The sequence below is a fragment of the Pseudomonas sp. KBN12P06040 genome (assembly GCF_037574965.1).
Lineage (GTDB): Bacteria > Pseudomonadota > Gammaproteobacteria > Pseudomonadales > Pseudomonadaceae > Pseudomonas > Pseudomonas aeruginosa.
The window spans coordinates 2,955,086-2,978,151 of record NZ_JBBELS010000001.1; the positions used below are offsets into that span (position 1 = coordinate 2,955,086).

The window sequence follows — 23,066 nt, forward strand, 5'->3', positions numbered from 1 at the left end:
TGCTCCTGTCTGCCGCCGGCTTGACCGGCCCTGCCAGGCGCGCTTCAGCCCAGCGTGGCGATCACCCGTGGCGCGACGAAGTCGATGAAGGCGCGCAGCTTGGGCGAGACCTGGCGGCCGGACGGCCAGAGCAGGAAGAACCGCGCGCGGCGCTCGCAGAAGGCGTCGAGGACGCTGACCAGGCGTCCTTCGCGCAGCGCCTCGCGGATCGAGAAGTCCGGCAGGCAGGCGATGCCCTGGTCGCGCAGGGCGAAGCAGACGCGGGTCTCGATGTTGTTGCAGACCATCGACACCGGAATCTGCGGCGGGGCTTCGCCGTCCGCGCGGCGCAGCGGCCATTCCTCGAGGCGGCCGGTGTTGGAGAAGCGGTAGTGCAGGCAGGTGTGCCGCAGCAGGTCTTCCGGGCAGCGTGGCGTGCCGTGGCGGGCGAAGTAGGTCGGCGAGCCGACCAGCTTCAACTGGAACTCGCCCAGTTCGCGCATGGACAGCCGCGAATCCACCGGCTGGCCGGTGCGCAGGACCACGTCGAAGCCTTCGTCGACGACATCCACCACGCGATCGCTGAAGTCGAGGTCTAGCTCGATGTCCGGATAGGCCTGCATGAAATCGGCGAGCGCCGGCAGGACCAGCCCGCTGACCAGCGGCAGGCTGACCCGCAGGCGCCCGCGCGGGGTCTCGCGGCTTTGCGACAGCTCCAGCTCGGTGGCTTCGATCTCGGCCAGGATGCGCCGGCTGCGCTCGAGGAACAGGCTGCCTTCGGCGGTCAGGGTGATGCTGCGGGTGCTGCGGTGGAACAGGCGCACGCCGAGCTTCTCTTCCAGGCGGGCGACCCGCTTGCCCACCGCCGAGGCGCTGACGCCGAGGGTCCGGGCGGCGCCGACGATGCTGCGGGTCTCGGCGACGCGGACGAAGACGGTGAAACCGCTGAGGCTGTCCATGCAAGGCTCCGATTACGGACATCAAGGTCCGGATAGAGCGGAACTCTATCCGTCTTTTTCCGCTTTTGCAGCGCTCTTAGCCTGTCCGCATCCTTCATCGTCCGCGGAGAGTCCTGCATGCCAGGTTTCGAACGAGGGCCAGGGCGCAGCCTGGCGGAACATGTCGATCAGGCGATCGAGGCGGCATTCGCCGACCAGCGCCTGGTGGGAGCGGTGGTACTGGTGGCGCACCGGGGGCAGTGGCTCTATCGACGGGCTGCCGGCCTGGCCGACCGCGAGGCCGGCCGGACAATGGGCGAGGACAGCCTGTTCCGCCTGGCCTCGGTGAGCAAGCCGATCGTCAGCGTCGCCGCCCTGAGCCTGGTGGACGAGGGCCGGCTGGCCCTCGACGAGCCGATCGCCGACTGGTTGCCGGCGTTCCGTCCGCGCCTGGCCGACGGCCGCGAGGCGCGCATCACGCCGCGGCAGTTGCTGAGCCACAGCGCCGGCCTCGGCTATCGCTTCCTCGAAGCCGACGCAGACGGCCCCTATGCCCGCGCCGGGATTTCCGACGGCATGGACCTGCCGGGCTTCGACCTGGCCGAGAATCTCCGTCGCCTGGCCTCCGTGCCCTTGCTCTACGAGCCCGGCCGCGCCTGGGGCTATTCGCTGGCCACCGACGTGCTCGGCGCGCTGGTGGCGCGGGTCGACGGGCGGCCGCTGGCGGAAGCGCTGCGGCAGCGGGTCGGGATTCCGGCCGGCATGCGCGACAGCGGCTTCCTCTGCGCCGACGCGCAACGCCTGGCGGCGGTCTACGTCAGCGACCGGCCACGCCCGCGGCGGATGGCCGAGCGGGAGACCGTCACGCCGTTCGAGGACTGCGTCGGCATTCGCTTCGAGCCGCGTCGGGCCTTCGAGCCGTCTGCCTATGCGTCTGGCGGGGCGGGGATGATCGGCAGCGCCGGCGACGTGCTGCGCCTTCTGGAGGTCCTTCGCCAGGGCGGCGCGCCGTTGCTGACGCCTGGCCTGGTGGAGGAAATGGGCCGCGACCAGGTACCCGGCCTGGAACTGCCGGCCAATCCCGGTTTCGGCTTCGGCCTGGGCTTCTCCGTGCTGCGTGACCCGGCCATCGCGCAATCGCCGGAGTCTCCCGGCACCTGGCGCTGGGGCGGCGCCTACGGGCATTCCTGGTTCGTCGACCGGGCCCGCGAACTGTCGGTGGTGGCGCTCACCAACACCCTGTTCGAGGGCATGTCGGGACGCTTCGTCAACGACCTGCGCGACGCCGTCTACCGTTCCGCGGAGGTGCGCTGATGGGACGCCGCGAAGCATTTCCGGAGAACGCCGGGGCCGCTGCGTCGGCCGTGGCGCCGCGGCTGCCGCTGAGCGCGTTGCTGGCGATGGCGATGTCCGGCTTCGTCGCCATTCTCAGCGAAACCCTGCCGGCCGGCCTGCTGCCGCAAATCGGCGCGGGGCTGGCGGTCAGCGAGGCGCTGGCCGGGCAGCTGGTCAGCGTCTATGCCCTGGGTTCGCTACTGGCCGCGTTGCCGGCGGCGAGCCTGACCCAGGGCTGGCGGCGGCGCCGGGTGCTGCTGCTGGCGCTGCTGATCTTCTTCGTCTGCAACAGCTTCACCGCCGTTTCCTCGGATTACCGCCTGACCCTGCTGGCGCGCTTCGGCAGCGGCGTCGCCGCCGGCCTCGCCTGGGGCCTGCTGGCCGGCTACGCGCGGCGCCTGGTGCCGCCGGAGCAGCAAGGGCGGGCGCTGGCGGTGGCCATGCTCGGTGCGCCGCTGGCGTTGTCGCTCGGCGTTCCGCTGGGCACCTGGCTGGGCGGCCTGCTCGGCTGGCGCTGGGCCTTCGGCCTGTTGTCGCTGATCGCGCTGTTGCTGGTCGGCTGGGTGCTGCACAGCGTGCCGGACTTCCCTGGCCAGCCGGCCGGGCGGCGCCTGCGCCTGCTCGGGGTGCTGCGCACGCCGGGCGTGCGTCCGGTATTGCTGGTGATCGTCGCCTGGGTGCTGGCGCACAACATCCTCTACACCTATATCGCGCCGTTCCTCGCCAAGGTCGGCCTGGGCGCCTCGGTGGACCTGGCCCTGCTGGTATTCGGCAGCGCCGCGGTGGCGGGAATCTGGCTGGTCGGCGCGCTGGTCGACCGGCACCTGCGGCGGATGGTCCTGGCCAGCCTGGCGCTGTTCGCCGTGGCGGCGCTGGCGCTGTGCCTGGGCGCTCGCTGGAGCTGGCTGGCGTTCGCCGGCCTGGCCCTCTGGGGGCTGACGTTCGGTGGCGCGGCGACGCTGCTGCAGACCGCTTCGGCGGACGCCGCCGGGGAGGGCGCCGACCTGGCCCAGTCGATGATCGTGGTGGCCTGGAACCTGGCCATCGCCGGCGGCGGAGCGTTGGGCGGCATGGTGTTGCAGCGCTGGGGCAGCGAGATGCTGCCCTGGACCCTGCTGCCGCTGATCGGCCTGGCCGCGGCGCTGGCCTGGGGCAATGCCGCGCACGCGTTCCGCGTCGGCCCGCGCGGTTTCCCCAGGGCATCGTCCGAACGCCGGAAAGCGGCGGAATAGAGGGGCGCCGCCGGGCGAGGCAAAAAACGCGACGGGTCTTAGAACGTTTATTCACTTGGGTTATTTGGATAGGCCAGATTCGAATATCCATCGCGTCGAAATACCTGTCGCGACGATGCGCTCCTCCGTCATGCAGCGGAATCCGCTGTCATTGCGCCGAACGCCTTCGCTGCCTCGCCGGTAGCCGCCATGCAGCGCCCGGCGCGGCTGTTGCACCGGCATCTTGCCGGTGCGCCGGCGCTGCCTAGAATCGGCCCCAGTCGCACTTACCCCCGCTTCGCCTACAGGAGTTACCGCCATGATGAACGCCATGCAGATGCCGATGAACATGAATGCCGCCATGCCGATGATGCCCATGATGGGCATGCCGATGATGATGGCGAGCATGCAGTGCGAAACGATGGACGACGGCATGCTGTGCAAGATGATGCCGGCGATGGGCATGGACCTGGGCCAGTTCCGCAACAGCGCCGAGATGATGGCGATGATGATGAACTGCGGCATGCCCATGATGATGCAGTGCGGCAACCTGGCGATGATGGGCATGTCCCAGGCCTGCATGGCGATGATGCCGACGATGGGCATGGGGATGGGCATGCCGATGATGGGCATGGCTCCGATGAAGTGCATGATGGAGTGCTCCATGCAGGGCGACGCCCTGCATTGCAGGATGATGCCGATGCAGGGCATGGACATGGAGATGTTCAAGAATTGCTGCATGCTGATGGCGAAGATGATGGAGTGCGGCATGCCGATGATGATGAGTTGCAACGGCATGCCGATGATGTGCTGCACCTGCTGATCCGTCGCCGGATGGAAAAGGCCCGCCCGGGATGACCGGGCGGGCCTTTCTTCGTCCATGGCAGCAAGGCCGGGGGTCAGTCCAGGCGCTCCGGGTAGGTCATCACCAGGTACGCCAGCGCTTCGCTATCGGCGGGGTTGCGGTAGCTGTGCGGCTGGTCGGCGTAGAACAGGATCGAGTCGCCGGTGGCGAGCAGGAAACGCTCTTCGTTGACCCGCACTTCCACTACCCCTTGCGCCACCACCAGGTTCTCCTGGGTGCCGGGGGCGTGGGCTTCGGCGTCTTCCTGGCCGAGGCCGCGCAGGCGCAGTTCGTAGAACTCCACCTGGCGCGCCACATCGAAGGGGAACAGCGCGCGGCTGGTGAAGGCGCCGTCGGCGCTGACCAGGCGCTTGCTCTGTTGCGCCGGCAGCACGGCGACGCCGGCGAAGGCGCGATCGTCGAGGAAGGCTGCCACCGACACCTTGAGGCCCTGGGCGATCTTGCACAGCACCTTGATCGACGGCACGCTGCGCCCGGACTCGATCTGCGCCAGCATCGCCCGGCTGACGCCGGAAATCCGCGCCAGAGCGTCCAGCGAGAGATTGCGCTTGCCGCGCAGGCGCAGCAGGTTGTGGGCGACGCGCTGGCCAATCAGATCATCGGGTTCGGTATGCACGCCGGCGGCCAGTTCCAGGTGGGCGACGCCATCGCTGGCGGGCAGGTTCATCGGTCAGGCCCGGCGGCTGCGCTCGTCGTGCCTGGCTGGCGGTTGCGGCACGGCGTAGCCGGCCCGCCAGGCGTACACCGCCCACATCATTTCGCACAGGCGGCGTGCCTGGCGGCGCGAGCGGTAGCGGGCGAAATCGATGACGTTGTCGGTGCGGTCCATGAGGCATTCCTCGGGCGGCGGGTTCGATGGCAGCCAGACTATCCCTTCGCCGCTTAGAGCCATAAATACTAAGTTTTTATTTATTAATTCATTTTTGTGCTTACAAGGAACGCCGAACCGTACCGAGCAGCATATTTATATTCTTTAAAGGTATTTAAATTAATTTTCTTATTCCAATAAATTAAAGACTCTCGCGTACCTGCCGACCAATCGGCGCGCCGCACCGAATCCATGCCGCCTCGCGCGGTATCTCGTGCCCGGCGTGTCCGGGCTTGCGTGGGAGTCAGCGATGTCCGTTTCCCTTCCGGCGCCAGCGCGCGCCGACGTTCCCTTGCAGATCCGTGCCCTCGATGCCGCGTTCGGCGCCGAGGTGCTCGGCCTCGACCTCGGGTTGCCCCTGGCCGCCGAGGACTTCCGCCGTATCCATCGGGCGCACCTGGACCACCATGTGCTGGTGTTCCGCGAGCAGCGCATCACCCCGGCGCAGCAGATCGCCTTCAGCCGGCGCTTCGGTGAGTTGCAGATCCATGTGCTGAAGCAGTTCCTGCTCCCAGGGCATCCGGAGATCCTCATCGTTTCCAACATCGTCGAGAACGGCCAGCCCGTCGGTCTCGGCGATGCCGGCAAGTTCTGGCACTCCGACCTTTCCTATAAGGAGCTGCCGAGCCTCGGCTCGATGCTGCATGCCCAGGAGCTGCCGGAGGAGGGCGGCGATACTCTGTTCGCCGACATGCACAAGGCCTGGGACAGCCTGCCGGAGGCCCTGCGCAAGGCGATCGAGGGACGCACGGCGGCGCATTCCTATACCGCCCGCTACAGCGAACCGCGCTTCGAGGGCAACTGGCGGCCGACCCTGAGCGCCGCCCAGCTCGCCGAGGTGCGCGAAGTGGTCCATCCGATCGTGCGCACCCACCCGGAAAGCGGGCGCAAGGCGCTGTTCGTCAGCGAAGGTTTCACCACCCGCATCGTCGGCCTGCCGGCCGACGAGAGCGCCCAACTGCTCGCCGAGCTGTATGCGCACAGCGTGCGCCCCGAGCACATCTACCGGCATCGCTGGCAGGCGCATGACCTGGTGTTCTGGGACAACCGCTCGCTGATCCATCTCGCTGGCGGTTGCCCGGCCCACCTGCGGCGCAAGCTCTACCGCACCACCATCCAGGGCGACGCGCCGTTCTGACGACGGCGCGCGCTTCCCCCTTTTCGCCAGGAGCGTTTCCATGAACCGCATTCCCCGTTTCACCCGCCTGGTCGCCGCGCTCGGCCTGGGCCTGAGCCTCGCCACCACGCTGCTGGCCAGCCGGCCGGCGCAGGCCGAGGGCGAGATCCGCATCGCCGAGCAGTTCGGCATCGTCTACCTGCTGCTCAACGTGGTCCGCGACCAGCGCCTGATCGAAAAGCACGGCCAGGCCGAGGGCCTGCAAATCAAGGTCGACTGGACCCAACTGTCCGGCGGCGCGGCGGTCAACGATGCGCTGCTGTCCGGGGCGATCGATATCGCCGGTGCCGGCGTCGGTCCGCTGCTGACCATCTGGGACCGTACCCGCGGGCGCCAGAACGTCAAGGCGGTGGCCTCGCTGGGCAACTTCCCCTACTACCTGCTGAGCAACGACCCGCGGGTCAGGAGCATCGCCGACTTCGGCGCCGGGGATCGCATCGCCGTGCCGGCGGTGGGGGTTTCGGTGCAGTCGCGCTTCCTCCAGTACGCCGCGGCGAAGCAGTGGGGCGACAAGCAGTTCGACCGCCTCGACAAGTACACCGTGGCGCTGCCGCACCCGGACGCCACCGCCGCGCTGGTGGCCGGCGGCACCGAGCTGACCGGGCATTTCTCCAACCCGCCGTTCCAGGACCAGGCGCTGGCCAACCCGAAGGTCCACGTGGTGCTCGACAGCTACGAGCTGTTGGGGCCGAATTCGCCGACCGTGCTGTTCGCCACGGAGAAGTTCCGCCAGGACAACCCGAAGACCTACCGGGCCTTCGTCGAGGCGCTGAAGGAAGCGGCGGCCTTCGCCCAGAACGACAAGGCGGCGGCCGCCGATACCTATATCCGGGTGACCGGGGCGAAGATCGACCGCGCCGCGCTGCTGAAGATCATCGCCAATCCGCAGGTGGAGTTCAGCGTCACGCCGAAGAACACCTATCCGCTGGCGGAGTTCCTCTACCGGGTCGGTGCGATCCGCAACAAGCCGGCTTCCTGGCAGGACTATTTCTTCCAGGACGGCGCGCCGTTGCAGGGGAGTTGAGACGCCGATGAACGCCGCCTCCCGCCAACCTTCCACGCTCCCCGCCGACGCCCTGCTGGCGGTGGACGGAGTCAGCCTCGAATACCGCACCCGCTCGCGCGTGGTGCGGGCCACCCAGCGGGTCAGCTTCGAAGTCGACCCGGCCGATCGCTTCGTCCTGCTCGGCCCGTCCGGCTGCGGCAAGTCGACCCTGCTCAAGGCGGTGGCTGGCTTCATCACGCCCAGCGAGGGCGAGATCCGCCTTCAGGGACAGGCGGTCAGGGCGCCCGGACCCGACCGTATCGTGGTGTTCCAGGAGTTCGACCAGTTGCCGCCATGGAAGACCGTACGGCAGAACGTGCTGTTCCCCTTGCGGGTGTCCGGCCAGGTGGCGCGCGACGAGGCCGAGCGACGCGCCGACGAATGCCTCGAGAAGGTCGGCCTGGCGGGCTTCGCCGAGGCCTACCCGCACACGCTGTCCGGGGGCATGAAGGCGCGGGTGGCGATCGCCCGGGCGCTGGCGATGCAGCCGAAGATCCTGCTGATGGACGAGCCGTTCGCCGCGCTGGACGCGCTGACCCGGCGAAAGATGCAGGAAGAACTGCTGCGCCTGTGGGAAGAGGTGCGTTTCACCCTGCTGTTCGTCACCCATTCCATCGAGGAGGCGTTGGTGGTGGGCAACCGCATCCTGCTGCTCTCGCCGCACCCGGGGCGGGTCCGGGCCGAAGTGCACGGCCACCCGTTCGGGCTGCACAGCCTGGGTGGCGAAGCGCTGCAAGCCGCGGCGCGACGCATCCACCGCTTGCTGTTCGACGAGGGCGGCGAACCGACGGTGGCCGCGACCCTCGACTTCGCCGACATCCGTCTGGCCCACTGAGCAAAGGAGCCGATCGATGAGTCGAGTCACGCGCGTCCGCGAAGAATACGAAATCCAGCTCGAACCCCTGCTGGAGGTCCCCCTGGAGCAGCGCCTGCCCCTGGGCCAGCGTCTCTGGCAACAGGGCTGGCTGCGTAAGGGGCTGATCCTGGCGCTGCTGGCGCTGGCCTGGGAGCTGGCGGCGCGGGTCCAGGGCAACGACCTGCTGCTGCCAGGCTTCCTGCAGACGGCCAGGGCCCTCGGCGAGGGCCTGGCCAGCGGCGAACTGCCGGCCAAGGCGGGGATCTCCCTGCTGGTGCTGTTCAAGGGCTACCTGCTGGGGATCGTCCTGGCCTTCGTTCTGACCAGCCTGGCGGTCTCCACGCAGTTGGGCCGCGACCTGCTCGGCACCCTCACAGCGATGTTCAACCCGCTGCCGGCGATCGCGCTGCTGCCGCTGGCGCTGCTCTGGTTCGGCCTGGGCCAGAATAGCCTGATCTTCGTGCTGGTGCATTCGGTGCTCTGGGCGCTGGCGCTGAACACCTATGCCGGTTTCCTCGGTGTCTCGGAGACCCTGCGCATGGCCGGGCGCAACTACGGCCTGCGCGGCCTGCGCTTCGTCCTGCTGATCCTGGTGCCGGCGGCGCTGCCGTCGATCCTCGCCGGGCTGAAGATCGGCTGGGCCTTCGCCTGGCGCACGCTGATCGCCGCGGAACTGGTGTTCGGCGCGAGCAGCGGCAAGGGCGGGCTCGGCTGGTACATTTTCCAGAACCGCAACGAGCTGTACACCGACAAGGTATTCGCCGGCCTGGCGGTGGTGGTGCTGATCGGCCTGCTGGTGGAGAACCTGGTGTTCGGCAGCATCGAGCGCCTCACGGTGAAGCGCTGGGGAGTGCAACGCTAGGGCGGCGGACGGGTGGAGTGTTACGGCAACTTTCTCGGCAACTGTTGCGCTGGCGCGGCGGCAAAGCGGAGTAACGTCTTGCCCGCACCCACTTCAAAGGATGGAACGAATGTCGCTCTCCGTGGATCTGCTGCTGGCGTTCTCCCTGTTCGCCTTCGTCACCTCCGTCACGCCCGGTCCGAACAACACCATGCTGCTGGCCTCGGGGGTCAACTTCGGTTTCGTCCGCTCCATCCCGCACATCCTCGGGATCAGTTGCGGCTTCTTCATCATGGTGATGGCGGTGGGCTTCGGCTTGGGCACGGTGTTCGAGGCCTACCCGGTGCTGTACACCATCCTGCGCTACGTCGGCGCGGCCTACCTGCTGTACCTGGCCTGGAAGATCGCCACCTCCGGCCCGGCCGGCAACGACCCGGAGGGACGTGGCAAGCCGTTGAGCTACTGGGGCGCGGCGGCGTTCCAGTGGGTCAACCCGAAGGCCTGGGTGATGGCGGTCGGCGCCATCAGCACCTACACCCCGTTGCAGGGCTACTTCACCAACGTGGTGGTGATCTCGACGGTCTTCGCCCTGATCAACGCGCCGACCATCGGAATCTGGGCCGGTTTCGGCAGCATGCTGCGCAACGTGCTGCGCGATCCGCGCTGGCTGCGGGTGTTCAACGTAGGGATGGCGCTGCTGTTGGTCGCGTCGCTGTACCCGATCCTGGCGGAAAATCATTCGGCCTGACCTGTCACCACCCTATCAGTTGTATTAGCTCGTAACTCGTCGCCATTTCGTGAAGAGTTTTTCGCTCGGTGCCCAGCCTCGGAAGGGGGAGAGCGATGCAGGAGCGACATGGCTTACCGTTACGCAGCTTTTCGTCGGGCAAGGCGCTGACCGCGGGACGCGCAGCGCGCCCGGAGGTTGCGCAGGAGCGACGCTACCTGCAAGGCGCCCCGCTGGGGCTGGAACTGCCGGGGCGGATCGCCTTGCGCGACCCGCATTGCGCCTGGCAATGGTTCGAGCCGGAGGCGGCCGCGCAAGCGTTCCCGGCGGCGCACTGGCTGGCGGCGTTCCTGGTACTGCTGGGACGCTACGGCAACGAAGAGATCACCCTGGGTTTTCCCGAGCCGATCACGGTGCGCGGGCGGCAGGCGCCCGCGCTGCTACGTTCCGCCTACCGGGCGCTGGAGTCCTCCGCCGAACGTAGCGCGCGGCTGGCGGAAGAACTCGACGATGCCCGGCGGCAGCTCTCCGCCGAGGGCCAGGAGCGCGCCGCCCTGGCCGGGCGCTGCGCGGTCCAGGTGCTGGCGGCGCGGCCGACGGCGAGCAGCCCCGGCTGGCTGGCCCTGGTGCTGGCGGCGGACGGCAGCGTCGGCCTGGCTCTGCGCGATCCCCAATACGACGAATTGCGGCGTATCGCCGGCCATCTCGCGCGCCTGGCGCGCGGCCTGGTCGACGCCCAGGCCTGCGTCGGCCGGCTGCCCTGGCTGGACGCCGACGAAGAGCGCCGTTTGCAGGCCCTGCGCAGCGAGCCCCAGGCCGCGCCGCCGCGCGGCGTACTCCACCATCTGTTCGAGGCCCAGGCGCGGCGCACGCCGCAGCGCATCGCCGTGCACGCCGCCGACCGCAGCCTCAGCTATGCCGAGCTGGAGCGCGAAAGCGCCGCGCTCGCCGCGCGCCTGCGCGCCGCCGGGGTGGCTCCGGAGCAGCGGGTCGGGGTCTGCCTGCGGCGCGACAGCGGCCTGCTGGTCGGCCTGCTCGGCGTGCTCCGCGCCGGCGGTTGCTACGTCCCGCTGGACCCGGCCTACCCGGAGGAACGGGTGGCCTACATGCTCGACGACGCCGACTGCCTGCTGGTGCTGGTCGACGCGAGCACCCGCGAGCGGGTCGCCGCGCTGGGCCGGCCATGCCTGGCGCTGGAGGAGGGCGGCGACCAGGCGAACGACCTGGCGCTGCCCGCGAGCGAGGTCGGCGCCGAGCACCTCGCCTACATCATCTATACCTCCGGATCCACCGGACGCCCCAAGGGCGTCGCCATCGAGCACGGCAGTGCCCATGCCTTCCTGCGCTGGGCCGGCCAGCACTATGCCGCCGAAGAATGGAGCGGGGTACTGGCGGCGACCTCGGTGTGTTTCGACCTGTCGGTCTACGAGCTGTTCGGCACCCTGGCCGAAGGCGGTACGCTGCACTTGGTGGAAAACCTGTTCAGCCTGCCGGACTACCCGCGCCGCGACGAGATCAGTCTGCTCAATACCGTGCCCTCGGTGTGCGCCGCGCTGCTCGCCCTCGGCGACCTGCCGGGCGGAGTGCGCACGCTGAACCTGGCCGGCGAACCGCTGCGCGGCCACCTGGTGCGACAGATTCGTGGCCAACCCCAGGTACGGCGCCTGGTCAATCTCTACGGGCCGACCGAGGACACCACCTATTCGACGGTGCACGAACTGGACCTGCACGCCGAAGCGCTCGACGAGCCGCCCATCGGCCGACCGCTGCCCGGCACCACGGTGGAGGTGCTCGACGGCTTCGAGGCGCCGCTGCCGCTGGGCGTGGCCGGGGAGCTGTACCTCGGCGGCATCGGCCTGGCGCGTGGCTATTTCGGCAAGCCGGAGCAGACCGCCGAGCGTTTCCGCGTCGATCCGGGCAGCGGCGAGCGCCGCTATCGCACCGGCGACCGCGTACGCATGCGCGAGGACGGCGTGCTGGAACACCTCGGCCGGCTCGACGACCAGGTCAAGTTCAACGGCTTCCGCATCGAGCTGGGCGAGATCGCCTCGTGCCTGGCGAGTTTTCCCGGGGTGAGCGAAGCCTGCGCCATGCTCACCGAGGACAGCGCCGGCCTGCGTCGGTTGGTCGGCTACCTGGCTGCGCCGTTCGCCCCGCCGCTCCAGGCGCTGAACGAGCACCTTGGGCAAAGCCTGCCGCACTACATGTTGCCGTCGGCGTTCGTGGTCCTGGCGGAGCTGCCCAAGACGCTCAACGGCAAGATCGACCGCAAGGCCCTACCGCGTCCCCAGGCGACCGATGCCGAGCCGCAGGCGCTGCCCGGCGATCCGCTGGAACAGGCGCTGCACCAGGCCTGGCAGGCGCAGCTTGGCGCGCCGCCGCGCGCCGGGCAGGGTTTCTACGCCGCCGGCGGCGATTCCCTGCGGGCGGTGCACCTGCTCGCGACGCTGCGCCAGCGACTGTCCCGCCGCGTACCGTTGCAGGCGTTCGCCGGTGGCCCGGCGACCCCCGAGGCCCTGCTGGAACTGCTGCGCCAGGCCGCGCCCGAGGGCGACGAGCCGGAGCCGAGCGCCGGCGCCGCCGGGCTGAGCCTCGCCGAACGGCGCCTGTGGGTGGCCCAGCAACTGGCGCCGGAGGACACCTCCTACAACCTGCTGGCCCACCTGCGCATAGTCGGCGCCACGGCCGACGCCATCGAACAGGCCTTGCGCCAGTTGCTGGAACGGCATGTGGCGCTGCGCCGGCGTGTCGAAACGGGCGTCGACGGGCCGCAGCCGCATGCGCTGGCGGCGCATGCGGTGCCCCTGCAACGCCTGCTGGCGAGCGACGCCGCTCACGCCGAGCGGCTGCTGGAGGATGGCGTGCGCCGTGAGGGCGCGCGAGTCTTCGACCTCGCCCACGAGGCGCCGGCGCGCCTGCTGCTGGTCGTCACCCGCGACAGCGCGCGCGCCGACCTCCTGCTCAGCGTCCATCACTACGCCTTCGACGATGTGTCGTTGGCGGTCTTCGCTGCGGAGCTGAAGGCGCTGCTCGATGGCGGCCGCCTGGCCGCGCTCGCCAGCACGCCGGAACAGGTCGCCGCCCGCGAGCGCGCGGCGTTGGCCTCGGGCCGCCTGGAGCGCGTCGCCGAGCGCTGGGCGGAGCGTCTGTTGCCGCTGGCGAAGGCTCCCGGCGCCGCGGCGGCGCGCCGGGAGGAGCGCGGCGGGCGCGCCGGCCAGCGCCTCGCCCTGCCGGTTTCCGCCGCCGCCCATGCCGCCTGCCGGACGCTGGCCGAACGCGCCTCGGTAAGCTCGTTCAGCGCTGCGCTGCAAGCCTTCGCCGAAGTGCTCGGCGCCGAACTGGGCGTCGACGACCTGCTCGTCGGCGTGGCTCTGGCCGGGCGTTCGCGCCTGGAAATGCAGGGGCTGGTCGGCTGCTTCGTCAACCTCCTGCCGCTGGCGGTCGGCCTGCGTCCGGGGCAGTCCGCGGAGTGGCGCCTGCGCCAGGTCGGCCATGACCTGCTGGAACTGCTCGAACACCAGGACGTGCCCCTCGAATGCGTGACCCAGGCCCTGCGCCAGCGCGGCGCCAGCGGCCTGCCGATCCGCATCGCCTGCGGCGCGCACAACGGTCGGGCGGCCCCGGCGGTGGATGCCGGGGTGCGCGTCGAAGCCGACTTCATCCCGGTGCCCGGCGCGCGCCTGGACCTGACGCTCTGGCTGGAAGAGCAGCCGCAGGGCTGGCTGGCGGTCTGGACCGGGGCCAGCGCAATCTTCGACCTGGACCGCATCGAGCGCCTGCACCAGGCCTGGGAGTGGCGCCTGCTGGCGAACGCCGGCGAACCTACCTCGAAACGCATGTCGCCGGAGGGCTGCAACGCTTCCTGACGACTCGAGCCCCCCACGGAGAACAGCGATGGAACGAACAGCTCCCAGTCTCACCGGTCGCGGCTTCGCCCGGCCGCGCAATCTCACCCCGCGCAGCAGCGAGGCGCTGGTGCGGCGCCCGGCGGCGGAGCGCGACGGCCTGCCGCTGCTGATCGAGGCGCAGGCTCCCGGCCTGTCCCTGGCCGACTGGATTCGCGAGCAGGGCCAGTCCCTGCACGACGACCTGAACCTGGCTGGCGGCCTGTTGCTGAGAGGCTTCGAGGTCGACTCGGCGGAGCGCTTCCGCGCAGCCGCCGCCGCCTTCGCTCCGCAACTGCTCGACTACAAGGAGCGTTCCTCGCCGCGCAGCCAGGTCAGCGGCGAGGTCTACACCTCCACCGAGCATCCGCTGGACCAGCCGATCTTCCTGCATAACGAGCAGTCCTATACCGCCGACTGGCCGCTGTACATCATGTTCCATTGCCAGGTGGCGCCGCTCGAAGGCGGCGCCACCCCGGTGGCGGCCAACCGGTCGGTGCTCCGCCACCTGCCGGACGAATTGCTGGAGCGCTTCGAGCGCCTGGGCATCCTCTACGTGCGCAACTACCGCGCTGGCCTCGGCCTGTCCTGGCGCGAAGCGTTCCAGACCGACAGCCGCGCCGAGGTCGAGGCGTTCTGCGCTGAGCACCGGATCGCCCATGCCTGGATCGGCGACGAGCACCTGCGCACCTGGCAGAGGCGCGCGGCGTTCCAGCGCCACCCGCATACCGGCGAGCGCCTGTGGTTCAACCACGGCATGTTCTTCCATGCCAGCAGTCTCGAGCCGGGCCTGCGCGATGCGCTGTTGCGCAGCGTCGCCGAGGAAGACCTGCCGTACCAGACCTACTACGGCGATGGCAGCCCGATCGAGGCGCAGACCCTGGCGACCATCCGCAGCGCCATAGACCGCGAGACGCGGCGCTTCGACTGGCGCGTGGGCGACGTGCTGATCCTCGACAACATGCTCGCCCAGCACGGCCGCGAGCCGTTCCGCGGGCCGCGCCGGATCCTCACCATCATGTCCACGCCGTATTCCAGCCTGGCCTCCGCCGACGTCCCGCCGACACCTTCGCGCCTGGCGCTCGGAGGTGCCGCATGAGCGCCTCGTTCAGCGCGCCGCGCCTGCGCCCCCGGCAGCTCTCGGCCGGCGACCTGGTGGAGGAGAGCCTGCTCGACCCGGCCAACGACTACCTGCGCATCGTCCGCGCGCGCCAGCCGGGCATGGACCTGCGGCAATGGATCGCCGCCGCCGGCGCAGGGCTACGCGACAGCCTGCTGCGGCATGGCGGCATCCTGTTTCGTGGCTTCGCGGTAGATGGCGCGGAGGGCTTCTCCCAGGCCGTGCAAGGCTTTTCGCCGAACATGCTCGACTACCTGGAGCGCGCGGCGGCGCGCCAGGAAGTGGCGCACCGGGTGTTCACTTCCACCGAGTTCTCGCCGGACGGCTGGATTCCGCCGCACCACGAAATGTCCTACTCGCACAACTGGCCGAGCTACATCCACTTCTACTGCCAGACGCCGCCCGCCACCCAGGGCCGCACGCCCCTGGCCGACGAGCGCCGGGTCAGCGCCCGGATACCCGAGGCGATCAGGCAGCGCTTCCTCCGCCATGGGGTGTGCTACGTGCGCAACTACGGGCCGGAGATCGACCTGACCTGGCAGGAAGGCTTCCAGACCGACAGCCGCGCCGAGGTCGAGGCCTACTGCCGGCAGACCGGTACCCAATGGACCTGGCTCGACGACCAGCGCCTGAATACCCGCCAGGTGCGCCAGGCGATGGTGCGCCACCCGCTCAGCGGCGAGCCGCTGTGGTTCAACCACGCGCACATGTTCCATGTCTCCAACATGCCGCCGGCCCTGGCCCGGGCCTTGCTCGACGAGGTCGGCGAACAGGGCCTGCCGCGCAACGCCTACTACGGCGACGGCAGCCCGATCGAGGCGGAGGTGCTGGACACCATCCGCGCCGCCTACCGCGAGGAAACCCGCGCCTTCGCCTGGGAGCGCGGCGATGTCCTGATGCTCGACAACTTCATCAGCGTCCACGGCCGCGAGCCGTACACCGGCGAGCGCAAGGTGCTGGTGGCGATGACCGACCTGCATGTCCACCAACCCTGAACCCGTGCGAGGGATAGCCATGAGTGCGTCAGAAGACCTGCAATCCGCTGTGCAACCGGCCGCGAGCGAAGCGCTCGAAGGATTCCCGCTGTCCCCCTTGCAGACCCGCGCCTGGCGCCGTCATGCCGAGCGGCCGGAAAATACCGTTGTCGGCGTGCGCCTGCACGCCCCGGCCGATCCCGCGGCGACGCTGGAGCGGCTGCGCCGGGCGCTGGACGGCGAGGCGCAACTGCGCGTGGCCTACCGGACGATGCCGGGCATGAGCCTGCCGGTGCAGGTACTGGATGGACGTGCGGCCGATCTGCTGGTCGAGCGCCTGCCGGGAGACGGCGACTGGGCCGGGCGCTTCGCGCACGAAAGCACGCGTCTCGCCGCTGCGCCCCTGGGCGGGGAAGGCCAGCCGGTGCTGGCGCTCGGCCTGCTGCTGGACGCCGCCGGAGAGACGCTCCAGGGGCTGTTGCTAGCGGCGCCGGCGTTCGTCGTCGATGCGGCCAGCCTGGCGGCGCTGCTGCGCCGCGGCCTGGGGCAGGCCGGCCCGGCGAGCGCGGACGAGGGGGCCGAGGCGCTGCTGTTCCAGCATTTCTCCGAATGGGCCAACGAGGCGCTGGCCGGCGAAGACGGCGAAAGCGCCAGCGGCTACTGGCGCGAGCAGGCGTCCGCTGCGGCGGAGAATCCGCTGGCGCTGGCGGACGACCTCGGCGAAGGCGAGTGGACGGCGCGGCGCCTGCTGCCGCGCGCGCTGCTCGAACGCCTGGCCGCCAACGGCTTGCCGGAGGCGGCCGCCCTGCTGGCCTGGACCCAGGTCGCCGGGCAGTTCCAGGGCGACGAGGGACTGCCGCTGGAAATGGCGCGACTGGTCTCGGGGCGCCTGTTCAACGAGTTCGCCGAGCTGGCCGGACCGTTCGCCGGGGTCGCGCCGCTGTGCCTGGAGAATGTCCGCGCGGGCAGCGTCGGCGAGCGACTCGACGCCCTCCAGGCGGCGATCCTCGCCCAGGAGGAGGCGGCGGCACTGCGCGATCCCTTTGCCCCCGACTGGCCGCTCGCCGAGTTGGGCTTCGCCTGGCTGGCGGGCGAACTGGATGGCGCCGGGGTGGCCGAGCTGGATTGCCGGCAGCCGCCGCTGGGCGGGTTCCTCGAGTTGCAGGTGCTGCCCCACGGCGAAGGCCGGCTGGCCAGCCTGCGGGTCCGCCGCGACCATGACGGAACGCTGGCCGGGCGCTTGCTCGACGCCTGGGTCGAATGCCTGGAAAGCATCGCCGCCGACAGGCAACTGCCACTGGCCGGGCTGCCGTTGATCGGCGCGGCCGAGCGCGAGCGCTACCAGGCCTGGCAGGGCGAGCGCGTGGAGCCCGCGCCGGTGGAATCCCTGGTGGCCGCGTTCGATCTGCGCGCCGCCCTGCAGCCGCAGGCGCCGGCGTTGCTGGATGCCCACGGCAGCCTGGATTTCGCCACGCTGCGTGCGCGCAGCGAAGCGGTCGCCGAAGCGCTGCTGGCCGCCGGCGTGCGGCCCGGCCAGGCGGTGGCGGTGATGACCGGGCGCAACCGCGAGGCGATCGTCGCCCTGCTCGGGGTGATGCGCGCGGCGGCGGTGTACACCCCGGTCAATCCGGAGTTTCCGGCGGCGCGGGTGGAGCGGATGCGCGAAGCGGGCGGGATCGTCTTCGCCCTTGCCGATGCCGAGTGCGCCGGGCGCGCCCGCGAGGCCTTCGCCGGGGCCTGCCTGGACCTGTCGACGCTGCCGCTTGCCGGCAGCGGCATGAGCCTGCCGGCGCCGGGCGGGCGCGATGCGGCCTACATGATCTTCACCTCGGGCACCAGCGGCCATCCCAAGGGCGTGGTGGTCGAGCACGCCAGCGCGCTCAACCTGTCCCAGGCCCTGGCGCGCACGGTATACGCGAACGTGGTGGGCGAGGGCCTGCGGGTGACGGTCAACGCGCCGTTCTCCTTCGATTCCTCGATCAAGCAGATTCTCCAACTGCTCTCCGGCCATTGCCTGGTCCCGGTGCCGCAGGAGGTGCGCAGCGATCCGCAGCGGATGCTGGGGTTCCTCGAAGAACGGCGCATCGACGTGCTCGACTGCACCCCGTCGCTGTTCCGCCTGCTGCTCCAGGCCGGCCTCGACGATGCCCACCCGGCGCTGCCCGGGCGCATCCTGGTAGGGGGCGAGCGCTTCGACGAAGCGTCCTGGGAGGTCGCCGCCGGCTGGCGCCGCTGCCAGGTGTTCAATCTCTACGGTCCTACCGAAGCCACGGTGAACGCCAGCCTGGCGCGGGTCGCCGAGCATGCGCGGCCGACCATCGGCCGCGCCCTGGCCAACGTCGACCTGCATGTGGTCGATGGCCTCGGTCGTCGCAAGACCCGTGGCGCCAGCGGCGAACTGTGGATCGGCGGCGCCGGGGTGGCGCGCGGCTATGCCGGCGACGCCGGCGAGGCGGCCGGGCGCTTCCTCGAGGAGGGCTGGCCGGGCAGCGGCCGCCTGTACCGCAGCGGCGACCTGGTGCGCTGGCGCGCCGACGGTTGCCTGGAGTTCCTCGGGCGGATCGACGAACAGGTGAAGATCAACGGCTACCGCATCGAACTGGGCGAGATCCGCAGCGCGTTGCTGGAACACCCGGCAGTGGGCGAGGCGGCGGTACTCACCGACGAGGCCGATGCGGCCGAGCCGGGCGCGGATCGCCGGATCGTCGCCTTCGTCACCGCCGCCGGGGAGACCGCGGACGAGTCCTGGCTGGAAGTCGACCTGCCCAGCGGGCACCGGGTCGCCGGACTGAACCTCAACGAAACCGAGTACGTCTACCAGGAAATCTTCGTCGACGAGGTCTACAGCCGCGACGGCATCGTCCTGCCGCCGGACGCGGTGGTCCTCGACGTCGGTGCCAACATCGGCCTGTTCTCGTTGTACATCGCCAGCCGCGCGCCGCGCGCGCGAGTGGTCGCCTTCGAGCCGCTGGCACCGATCCGCCGGCGCCTGGAGGCCAACCTCGGACGCTACGCACCGCAGGTCGAGGTATTCGGCATCGGCCTGTCCGACGCCGAGCGCGAGGAAACCTTCACCTACTATCCGGGCTACTCGACCTTCTCCGGGATCGCCGAGTACGCCGACGCCAGCGGCGAACGCGACGTCATCCGACGCTACCTGAGCAACCAGGGCGAGGAGGGCGGGGCCAACCTGCTGCTGGACAACATCGACGAAATCCTCGACGACCGCCTGCGCGCCGAAGCCCACCGCTGCCGCCTGCGCCGCCTCGACCAGGTGATCGGCGAACTGGGCCTGGAGCGTATCGACCTGCTGAAGATCGACGTGCAGCGCGCGGAAATGGATGTGCTGCTCGGTCTCGACGATGCGGCGCTGGCCAAGGTCCGGCAGATCGTCCTGGAGGTCCATGACAAGCGCGACGGTGCCACCGCCGGCCGCGCCGATGCCTTGAGCGACCTGCTGCGCCGCCATGGCTTCGAGGTGAGCATCCATCAGGACGCGCTGCTGGAGGGTACCGACCGTTACAACTGCTACGCGGTGCGCCCGGGCTATGCCGAGTCGCTGGCCGAGCGCATCGACTGGCGTGCGCTCGCGCCGCGCCCCGCCGCGGCCCTTGGCGGCGAGCTGAGCGAGCAGGCCCTGCGTGGCTTCCTCGAGGCGCGCCTGCCGGCCTACATGCTGCCGAGCCGGATCGCCCGGGTCGAACGCCTGCCGCTGACCGCCGAAGGCAAGCTCGACCGTCGCGCGCTGTTGGCGGCGCTGGCCGCCGAGGCGGCCGCGCAGCCCCTGGAAGCGCCGGCCAATGCCACCGAGGCGGCCCTCCTGGATATCTGGAAGAGCGTGCTGAAACGCCCGGCGATCGGCGTCAGCGACAACTTCTTCCAGGTCGGCGGCGACTCCATCCGCCTGATCCAGATGCAGGTCATGGCGCGCCAGGCCGGGCTTGCCTTTACCCTGCGCGACGTGTTCAACCACCAGAGCATCCGCGAACTGGCGCGCCTGCTGGCCGCTCCGGCGAGCCCGGCGGATGCGCTCGGGACCTCGGCGCCGCAGACGCTGGAGCCGTTCGCCCTGTTGTCGGCGGCGGAACGCAAGCGCCTGCCGGAGGGGCTCGACGACGCCTATCCGATGACCAGCCTGCAACAGGGCATGCTCCTGCAAAGCGAGGCCAGCGGCGATCCACGGCTGTTGCACAACGTCGTCCTGCACGAGGTGCATGGACGCCTGGACGGCGAGTTGCTGGCGCGCGCCTGGGCGATCCTGATCGGCCGCCACGCGATCCTGCGTACCGGCTTCGACCTGCACGGCGGCCAGGCGCCCTTGCAATGGGTCCACCCGGCCACGGCGGTCGCCGCCGAAGTGCCGGTGCACGACCTGCGTGGCCTCGATGAGGAAGCCCGGCGCCTGCGCCTGCGTGCCTGGATCGAGGAAGAGCAGGCCACCCCGTTCGACTGGAGCCGCCCTCCGCTGGTGCGCCTCGCCGCGCTGGCGCTGGACGAGCGGCGCTTCGCCCTGGGCGTCGCCGAACACCATAGCGTGCTGGACGGCTGGAGCCTGCAAAGCCTGGTGGACGAGCTGCTGGCGGTCTACGCCGACCTCCTCGCCGGTGTCGTCGCGCGGGAAGCGGAAGCGCCCGCGGTAGGTTTCCGCGACTACGTGGCGCTGGAGCGCGAGGCCGAGGCCAACGCCGGCTCGGCGCTGTTCTGGCTCGACTACCTGGCCGGCGCCCGTTACCGGCCGTTGCCCGGCCTGGCGGAGGAGGGGCCCCGGCGGATGGCGGCGGTCCGCGTGGACGTGCCGGCCGACAGCCTGCCGCGCTTGCGCGCCCTGGCCGAACGCAGCGGCTTGCCCTTGCGTTCGTTGCTGCTGGCGGCGCATGGCCGGGCGTTGTGCCGCTTCAGCGATGCCGACGAAGTGGTCACCGGCTTCGTCAGCCACGGGCGCCCCGAGGAGCCGGGCGCGGACCGCCTGCTCGGCCTGTTCCTGAATACCCTGCCGTGCCGGCTGTCGGCTTCCGTCGATCTGCTCGACAGTGCCCGTCGCGCATTCGACTACGAGCGCGCGAGCCTGGAGCATCGGCGCCATCCGCTGGCGGCGATTCGCAGGCGCAACCGCGAGTTGCGCCTGGACAGCCTGTTCAACTTCGTCGATTTCCACCAGGACGACGCCGCGCCGGCGGCGGGAGTAAGGCACGGCAGCATCCTCGACCAGGTGGTGGTGGACGTCGACGTGCCGCTGGCGGTGGACTTCGAGGTGGCCGGCGAACGCCTCGAGGTGGGCTTCCAGTACGCCGCCGGACGTTTCCCCGCCGAGCGCGCCGAGGCATTGGCCGACGCCTACCGCGAGGCGTTGCTGGCGCTGCTCGGAGACCCGGTGCAGCCGCCCGCGGCGGCCCAGGCCGAGGACAGCGTGGAGCTGCGGCGGGTGCTCAAGGTGTTGTCCCGCGTGCTCGGCCGGCCGCTGGCGGCCGACCAGGGCTTCGCCAGCGCCGGCGGGCATTCGCTGCTGGGCGTGCAGGCGATCGCCGAATTGCGCCGGCTGACCGGCAGGCAACTGAGCCTGGGGCTGTTGCAGGGCGATCCGGATGCCCGCGAAGTGGTGCGCCGCTGCCATGCCGCCGACGCGCCGCCGTTGCCGCCTGCCACCGAGCGCGCCCGGGCCCTGTGGTTGCAGCGCAGCGGGAGCGCGCAGCCGCGCCTGCGCCTGATCGCGCTGCCGCCCGCGGGCGGCAACGCCGGCACTTTCCGTGGTTGGGACGCGCGCCTGCCGGCGGACGTGGAGCTGCTGGCGATCCAGTATCCGGGGCGCCAGGAACGCCAGGACGAGCCATTCGTCACCGATGTAGAGGCCATGCTCTGTGCCATCGACGACGCGCTCCTGCCATTGCTCGACCGTCCGTTCGCCCTGGTCGGCGCCAGCCTCGGTGGCATGCTCGCCTACGAACTGGCGGCACGCCTGGAAAGCCTGCACGGCCTGCGCGCCAGGCAGTTGTTCGTGATCAGCAGCCGCGCTCCGGGGCCGGACTTGGAATACCCGCGCTTCCATGCGATGGGCGACGCCGAGTTGCTGCGAACCCTGCGCGAGTACGACGTGCTGCCGCTGGAAGTGCTCGACGACCCGGAGCTGCGCGAGATCAGCCTGGCCACCCTGCGCGCCGATTCGCGCCTGGCCGCCGACTATCGCTACCGGCCGCGCGAGCCGTTGGCCATACCGATCACCGCGATCCTCGGCGAGCAGGACCCGGGCGTCTCCAGGGCGGCCATCGACGGCTGGCGGCGGCACGCCAGCCGCTACGAGCTGGAGACCCTGGCCGGCGGCCACGGCCTGGTGGTGACGGCGGCGGAGGAGGTCTGCGCGATCCTGCGGCAGCGCCTGGCGCCCGATGTGCCTGGCGGCGTGCCGGCGAACCTGGCAACCTGAACCGCCGGCCCCTGCCGCCCGCCTGGCGGCAGGGGCCGGTGCCGTCCGTCTTCATTCGAGGTTGCCCATGGTTCTGCGCGAATACACCCAACGCCACCGGCTCGACGCCGTCGCCCCGGCCGACTACCACCGCCATCTGCCGGAGCAGGTCGCGCGCGGCCTGCCTTCCGCCGAGCTGGTGGTGTTCCGCGTCGCCGACGAGCATTCCGACACCGCGGCGTTCAGCGCACGCTACGGCTTTGGCCTGGAGGACTGCGCCAATACCCTGGTCCTGCGTTACAAGCGCGACGGCGCCGAAGGCTATGCCGCGGTGGTCAACCTGGGCTCGCGGCGGCTCGACGTGAACGGCGCGGTCAAGGCGCTGCTCGGGGCCCGCCGGCTGTCCTTCGCCGCCCGCGAGGTCGCCACCGAGCTGACCGGCATGCAGTTCGGCGGCATCACCGCGTTCGGCTTGCCCGAAGGCATGCCGCTGCTGGTCGACGCGGCGGTCTTCGAACGGCCGTTGGTGGTGATGGGCGCAGGGGTCCGCGAGACCAAGCTGCTGCTGTCCCCGGCACTGCTGAAAGACCTTCCCGGAGTGGTGGTCGCCGAACTCAGCGAAGCCGGTTGAACCCGGCGCGGAGCATCGCCGCCGCGACTCTGCCAATTGTGGTAGGTGAAGCCTTCCGCCGTCTCTGCAACCATGCCCCCGCCCTGATCGCGACAAACGCCGGAATGCCCTGCGGTAGACGTTCGCGCCTGTGTTTCGAGGCGTTCGCGGCGGCCAAGGCGGCGGTTCGTCGGACAGCCCCTCCGGATGCATTTCCTACCTTCATCCGAGGAGCGGTA

17 protein-coding genes are annotated in these 23,066 nt (G+C 70.3%); 13 read left to right on the forward strand and 4 right to left on the reverse strand.

Annotation, left to right across the window (positions count from 1 at the left end):
• Positions 1-44: 44 nt before the first annotated feature.
• Entirely contained in the window at positions 45-938 is an 894-nt protein-coding gene (locus VQ067_RS13980; RefSeq protein WP_003111387.1) for a LysR family transcriptional regulator, read from the reverse strand.
• Between the two features lie 117 nt (positions 939-1,055).
• On the opposite strand from VQ067_RS13980, the gene VQ067_RS13985 reads away from it, so the two are divergent.
• Together VQ067_RS13985 and VQ067_RS13990 are read left to right on the forward strand one after the other, a co-directional pair.
• A complete protein-coding gene (locus VQ067_RS13985) occupies positions 1,056-2,231 on the forward strand; it encodes a serine hydrolase domain-containing protein (RefSeq protein ID WP_023091776.1) in 1,176 nt (391 codons plus the stop codon).
• Positions 2,231-3,484, forward strand: a complete 1,254-nt coding sequence (locus VQ067_RS13990) for an MFS transporter (RefSeq protein WP_023095597.1) — start codon at positions 2,231-2,233, stop codon at positions 3,482-3,484. Before VQ067_RS13985 ends, VQ067_RS13990 begins: the two co-directional genes overlap by 1 nt.
• 60 nt (positions 3,485-3,544) lie before the next feature.
• Here the strand turns inward: VQ067_RS13990 and VQ067_RS13995 are convergent, their stop codons facing one another.
• Positions 3,545-3,871, reverse strand: coding sequence for a hypothetical protein (locus VQ067_RS13995; protein WP_162483300.1), 327 nt, complete (start codon positions 3,869-3,871; stop codon positions 3,545-3,547).
• Between VQ067_RS13995 and VQ067_RS14000 the strand changes: the two genes are divergently transcribed.
• Positions 3,783-4,286, forward strand: coding sequence for a hypothetical protein (locus VQ067_RS14000; protein ID WP_033990519.1), 504 nt, complete (start codon positions 3,783-3,785; stop codon positions 4,284-4,286). The two genes, VQ067_RS13995 and VQ067_RS14000, sit on opposite strands and share 89 nt — an antisense overlap.
• A 76-nt stretch (positions 4,287-4,362) precedes the next feature.
• On the opposite strand, the gene VQ067_RS14005 is transcribed toward VQ067_RS14000, so the two are convergent.
• Positions 4,363-4,944: a helix-turn-helix domain-containing protein gene (locus VQ067_RS14005; RefSeq protein ID WP_073665517.1), complete on the reverse strand. Its 582-nt coding sequence runs from the start codon at positions 4,942-4,944 to the stop codon at positions 4,363-4,365.
• A gap of 54 nt (positions 4,945-4,998) precedes the next feature.
• The gene (locus VQ067_RS14010; protein WP_033990520.1) at positions 4,999-5,157 is read right to left on the reverse strand and encodes a hypothetical protein; all 159 of its coding nucleotides are present in this window, start codon (positions 5,155-5,157) and stop codon (positions 4,999-5,001) included.
• A gap of 289 nt (positions 5,158-5,446) precedes the next feature.
• Between VQ067_RS14010 and VQ067_RS14015 the strand changes: the two genes are divergently transcribed.
• The 10 genes from VQ067_RS14015 to VQ067_RS14060 all read left to right on the forward strand — a co-directional run bounded on the left by VQ067_RS14015 (position 5,447) and on the right by VQ067_RS14060 (position 22,848).
• Positions 5,447-6,334, forward strand: a complete 888-nt coding sequence (locus tag VQ067_RS14015) for a TauD/TfdA dioxygenase family protein (protein ID WP_003144063.1) — start codon at positions 5,447-5,449, stop codon at positions 6,332-6,334.
• Positions 6,335-6,374: 40 nt separating this feature from the next.
• On the forward strand, positions 6,375-7,397 hold the full coding sequence (locus VQ067_RS14020; RefSeq protein ID WP_003089389.1) for an ABC transporter substrate-binding protein: 1,023 nt from the start codon (positions 6,375-6,377) through the stop codon (positions 7,395-7,397).
• A gap of 7 nt (positions 7,398-7,404) precedes the next feature.
• Positions 7,405-8,253 (forward strand): ABC transporter ATP-binding protein, encoded by an 849-nt coding sequence (locus tag VQ067_RS14025; protein WP_022580973.1) that lies wholly within the window; start codon positions 7,405-7,407, stop codon positions 8,251-8,253.
• 16 nt (positions 8,254-8,269) lie between these two features.
• Complete coding sequence (locus VQ067_RS14030; RefSeq protein ID WP_021264794.1) at positions 8,270-9,136, forward strand: ABC transporter permease; 867 nt, start codon at positions 8,270-8,272, stop codon at positions 9,134-9,136.
• 109 nt (positions 9,137-9,245) lie between these two features.
• Positions 9,246-9,863 carry a LysE family translocator gene (locus VQ067_RS14035; protein WP_003089383.1) on the forward strand — a complete coding sequence of 206 codons (618 nt, stop codon included), beginning with the start codon at positions 9,246-9,248 and terminating at the stop codon, positions 9,861-9,863.
• Positions 9,864-9,958: 95 nt separating this feature from the next.
• Positions 9,959-13,708, forward strand: a complete 3,750-nt coding sequence (locus VQ067_RS14040; RefSeq protein WP_033990521.1) for a non-ribosomal peptide synthetase — start codon at positions 9,959-9,961, stop codon at positions 13,706-13,708.
• 28 nt (positions 13,709-13,736) lie between these two features.
• Entirely contained in the window at positions 13,737-14,825 is a 1,089-nt protein-coding gene (locus tag VQ067_RS14045; protein WP_033990522.1) for a TauD/TfdA family dioxygenase, read from the forward strand.
• Entirely contained in the window at positions 14,822-15,841 is a 1,020-nt protein-coding gene (locus tag VQ067_RS14050; protein ID WP_003139385.1) for a TauD/TfdA family dioxygenase, read from the forward strand. The genes VQ067_RS14045 and VQ067_RS14050 overlap by 4 nt, the downstream gene beginning before the upstream one ends.
• Positions 15,842-15,860: 19 nt before the next feature.
• Positions 15,861-22,238, forward strand: coding sequence for a non-ribosomal peptide synthetase (locus tag VQ067_RS14055; protein WP_034019426.1), 6,378 nt, complete (start codon positions 15,861-15,863; stop codon positions 22,236-22,238).
• Positions 22,239-22,305: 67 nt separating this feature from the next.
• Positions 22,306-22,848, forward strand: coding sequence for a YbaK/EbsC family protein (locus VQ067_RS14060; protein WP_003089366.1), 543 nt, complete (start codon positions 22,306-22,308; stop codon positions 22,846-22,848).
• Positions 22,849-23,066: the final 218 nt, after the last annotated feature.

Bases quoted from the DNA above. Each gene is read 5' to 3' on its own strand.
- VQ067_RS14010 (WP_033990520.1), bottom strand. From the start codon at position 5,157: ATGGACCGCACCGACAACGTCATCGATTTCGCCCGCTACCGCTCGCGC.
- VQ067_RS14055 (WP_034019426.1), top strand. From the start codon at position 15,861: ATGAGTGCGTCAGAAGACCTGCAATCCGCTGTGCAACCGGCCGCGAGC.
- VQ067_RS14040 (WP_033990521.1), top strand. From the start codon at position 9,959: ATGCAGGAGCGACATGGCTTACCGTTACGCAGCTTTTCGTCGGGCAAG.
- VQ067_RS13995 (WP_162483300.1), bottom strand. From the start codon at position 3,871: ATGCTCGCCATCATCATCGGCATGCCCATCATGGGCATCATCGGCATG.
- VQ067_RS13980 (WP_003111387.1), bottom strand. From the start codon at position 938: ATGGACAGCCTCAGCGGTTTCACCGTCTTCGTCCGCGTCGCCGAGACC.
- VQ067_RS14015 (WP_003144063.1), top strand. From the start codon at position 5,447: ATGTCCGTTTCCCTTCCGGCGCCAGCGCGCGCCGACGTTCCCTTGCAG.
- VQ067_RS14020 (WP_003089389.1), top strand. From the start codon at position 6,375: ATGAACCGCATTCCCCGTTTCACCCGCCTGGTCGCCGCGCTCGGCCTG.
- VQ067_RS14050 (WP_003139385.1), top strand. From the start codon at position 14,822: ATGAGCGCCTCGTTCAGCGCGCCGCGCCTGCGCCCCCGGCAGCTCTCG.
- VQ067_RS14035 (WP_003089383.1), top strand. From the start codon at position 9,246: ATGTCGCTCTCCGTGGATCTGCTGCTGGCGTTCTCCCTGTTCGCCTTC.
- VQ067_RS14000 (WP_033990519.1), top strand. From the start codon at position 3,783: ATGATGAACGCCATGCAGATGCCGATGAACATGAATGCCGCCATGCCG.
- VQ067_RS13985 (WP_023091776.1), top strand. From the start codon at position 1,056: ATGCCAGGTTTCGAACGAGGGCCAGGGCGCAGCCTGGCGGAACATGTC.
- VQ067_RS14045 (WP_033990522.1), top strand. From the start codon at position 13,737: ATGGAACGAACAGCTCCCAGTCTCACCGGTCGCGGCTTCGCCCGGCCG.
- VQ067_RS14060 (WP_003089366.1), top strand. From the start codon at position 22,306: ATGGTTCTGCGCGAATACACCCAACGCCACCGGCTCGACGCCGTCGCC.
- VQ067_RS14030 (WP_021264794.1), top strand. From the start codon at position 8,270: ATGAGTCGAGTCACGCGCGTCCGCGAAGAATACGAAATCCAGCTCGAA.
- VQ067_RS13990 (WP_023095597.1), top strand. From the start codon at position 2,231: ATGGGACGCCGCGAAGCATTTCCGGAGAACGCCGGGGCCGCTGCGTCG.
- VQ067_RS14025 (WP_022580973.1), top strand. From the start codon at position 7,405: ATGAACGCCGCCTCCCGCCAACCTTCCACGCTCCCCGCCGACGCCCTG.